5 protein-coding genes and 1 pseudogene are annotated in these 2565 nt (G+C 61.2%); all 6 read left to right on the top strand.

Translation table 11 applies throughout. The annotated features are described in order from the left end of the window. The coding region (locus tag AAAB16_RS02585; RefSeq protein WP_340661926.1) for a beta-ketoacyl synthase chain length factor at positions 1-211 on the top strand (211 nt) is incomplete at its 5' end. Continuing rightward, positions 184-999, top strand: coding sequence for a 1-acyl-sn-glycerol-3-phosphate acyltransferase (locus AAAB16_RS02580; protein WP_340661925.1), 816 nt, complete (start codon positions 184-186; stop codon positions 997-999). The genes AAAB16_RS02585 and AAAB16_RS02580, both read left to right, overlap by 28 nt. Further along, positions 974-1234 (top strand): phosphopantetheine-binding protein, encoded by a 261-nt coding sequence (locus AAAB16_RS02575; protein WP_340661924.1) that lies wholly within the window; start codon positions 974-976, stop codon positions 1232-1234. Before AAAB16_RS02580 ends, AAAB16_RS02575 begins: the two co-directional genes overlap by 26 nt. An 11-nt stretch (positions 1235-1245) precedes the next feature. Further along, positions 1246-1503: an acyl carrier protein gene (locus AAAB16_RS02570; protein WP_340661923.1), complete on the top strand. Its 258-nt coding sequence runs from the start codon at positions 1246-1248 to the stop codon at positions 1501-1503. Positions 1504-1525: 22 nt separating this feature from the next. Next, positions 1526-2071, top strand: coding sequence for a hypothetical protein (locus AAAB16_RS02565; protein ID WP_340661922.1), 546 nt, complete (start codon positions 1526-1528; stop codon positions 2069-2071). Further along, positions 2068-2565, top strand: a pseudogene (locus AAAB16_RS02560) (AMP-binding protein); the annotation flags it as partial. The gene AAAB16_RS02565 and the pseudogene AAAB16_RS02560, both read left to right, overlap by 4 nt.

Raw genomic sequence — 2565 nt, 5'->3', positions numbered from 1 at the left:
CCCCTATGCCGTAGCGCTGTTACTCAAGCCCGGCGCGGACTGGCACCTGCAGTTGCAAGAAAGCTCAACGCTAAATGAAACATCTGCCGATACAGCCACCGCAGAGTGGCCGCACGCACTTAATCTGGTTCGCGCCTTAAGCGGCGGCAGAACCACCCTGGAGCATCGTTGGAGGAATCGACAATGGAGCTGGCAACAGAACAGCGCCTGAGCCGTTACAGCGCGCCCTATTGGTGGCGCCTGATCGCCACGGCCTTGAGCTTTACCCTGTTTGGCGTTGGCGGCGTGTTTTTGCGCCTGGTGGTTTTCCCGCTGCTGTCGCTGCTGCCCGGCGATGCGGTAAAACGCCGTACCCGCGCGCGCGCCACGGTGAGCTGGACCTTCCGCGCCTTTGTCGAGTTTATGCACCGCACGGGCGTACTGACCTTTGAAGTGCAAGGCATCGAACGCCTAGGCCGCCCCGGGCAAATGGTGATCGCCAACCACCCTTCGCTTATCGATGTAGTGGTGCTGATCGCCTTTATCCGCGACGCCAACTGTGTGGTGAAACAAAGCCTGTGGGACAACCCGTGCATGCGCGGACCAATTCGTGCGGCCGAGTACATCAGCAACAGCGGCAGCATGGATATGCTCGACGAAACCTCTGGTGCCCTGCGGGAGGGGCAAACCCTGGTGATCTTCCCCGAAGGCACGCGCACCACACCGGGCCAGGCGCCGGAGTTTCACCGCGGCGCGGCGGCGATTGCTCTGCGCGGTGCCAGCGTGGTGACGCCGGTGGTGATCAGCGTCACCCCCACCACCCTGACCAAGGCCGAGCCCTGGTACCGCATTCCGTCGCGGCGCTTTCACTTTGAAATGCGTGTCGGCGAGGATATCGACCCCCAGCAGTTTTCCGCTCACAGCTCGGCGCCCATTGCGTCGCGCAAACTCAATGAATATCTGCACCAACACTTTATTAAGGAGCTCGCCAAAGATGAGCGATCTGCAGCTGGAAATTAAAAACCTGATTATCGAAGCCTTGGGCCTTGAAGACATCGGCCCGGACGATATCGACGCCGATATGGCGTTGTTCGGTGAAGGCCTGGGCCTGGACTCGGTTGACGCCCTGGAACTAGGCCTGGCCATTCAAAAGCGTTTTGGCTTCAAAATTGACGCCGACGCCAAAGATACCCGCAAGCACTTCGCCAACGTGGCCAGCCTTGCTGTGTTCGTGTCTGCACAGAAAGCCGCGTAAGAGAGACCACCATGCAAAACCGTGACGAAATTTTCAGCACCCTGCGCGAGTCGCTTGTTGAGCTGTTCGAACTGGAACCTGAGCGCGTCACCCTTGACGCCAACCTGTACCAGGACCTGGAAATCGACAGCATCGACGCCGTCGATCTGATCGACCATATCAAGCGCAAAACCGGCAAAAAACTTGCCGCCGAAGACTTCAAGGCCGTGCGTACCGTCGGTGACGTGGTCGAGGCCGTGTTCCGCCTGGTCAACGCGCCCGCCGTTTGATGGCCTGCGTAATGAGCCGGGCATGAACCGCCTGATTGCACTGGTACTGTTGCTGGCCGGCCTGGCGTACCCCTTTGCGGTGTACTTCGGCCATCAACACCTGTCGCCGCGCTTCTTTGCCTTGCTGCTGGGCGGGCTGTGGCTGGCGCGTTTTCTGACCCAGGGCGCACAGCCGGGCAGTCGCGGCATGGCTGTTGCGGCTTTGTCGTTCTGCTTGCTGCTGGGCCTGGCCGACAGCCCGATCCTACTGCGCTGGTACCCCGCGCTGATCAGCCTGTTCGGTCTGGGTCTGTTTAGCCTCAGCCTGAAATACGGCCCGCCGATGGTTGAACGCCTGGCGCGCCTGCGCGAGCCGGAGTTGCCTGAGGTGGCGATTGTGTACACGCGCACAGTCACCAAGGTGTGGATTGGCTTTTTTATTTTTAACGCGACGTTGGTAAGCGCCTTGACGCTCTGGGCGCCGCTGAGCTGGTGGACGCTGTACACCGGGCTGATTTCTTACGTTTTGATGGGCATGTTGTTCGCCGCTGAATGGCTGGTGCGCCAACGTGTGCGAGGCCATGTATGAACTGGTTAGACCTGCAACACCTGCTCACTGCCCAACCGCAGCGCGCGGTTACCGTTGAGCCGGCGCTGCTGCATGCTGAGCTGAGCGGCCAAGCCCTGCGCCTGGCCGCCGGCCTGCAAGTCCGTGGGGTACGCAACATTGCCGTGCATTTGGAAGACAGCGCCGAATTGGCCATCGCCCTGCTCGGCGCTTGGCGGGCTGGCGTGCGCGTACTGCTGCCGGCCGATCTGCAAGCGCAAAGCCGTCAGCGCCTGGCGCCCCATGTCGACCTGTGGATAAGTGAGCAAGACGGCGACGTCAGCTTGGCCAGCCTGTATAGCGATGCGCTGCCGGCCGCCGAGCTGGACCTGGACCTCCTCGGCCTGACCCTGTGCACCTCTGGCTCCAGCGGTGAGCCCAAGCTGATCGACAAAACCCTGCGGCAGATGCACAACGAAGTTGTCGCCCTGGAACAGCTGTGGGGTGCCGAGCTAGGCGATGCGGTGATTATCGGT

Origin of the sequence: Pseudomonas sp., assembly GCF_037994325.1 — a bacterium.
Lineage (GTDB): Bacteria > Pseudomonadota > Gammaproteobacteria > Pseudomonadales > Pseudomonadaceae > Aquipseudomonas.
This window is presented reverse-complemented; position numbering and strand designations above follow the sequence as displayed.

What these genes read in the sequence shown, in the direction of transcription:
- AAAB16_RS02580 (WP_340661925.1), top strand. Translation starts at nt 184, where the DNA reads ATGGAGCTGGCAACAGAACAGCGCCTGAGCCGTTACAGCGCGCCCTAT.
- AAAB16_RS02570 (WP_340661923.1), top strand. Translation starts at nt 1,246, where the DNA reads ATGCAAAACCGTGACGAAATTTTCAGCACCCTGCGCGAGTCGCTTGTT.
- AAAB16_RS02575 (WP_340661924.1), top strand. Translation starts at nt 974, where the DNA reads ATGAGCGATCTGCAGCTGGAAATTAAAAACCTGATTATCGAAGCCTTG.
- AAAB16_RS02565 (WP_340661922.1), top strand. Translation starts at nt 1,526, where the DNA reads ATGAACCGCCTGATTGCACTGGTACTGTTGCTGGCCGGCCTGGCGTAC.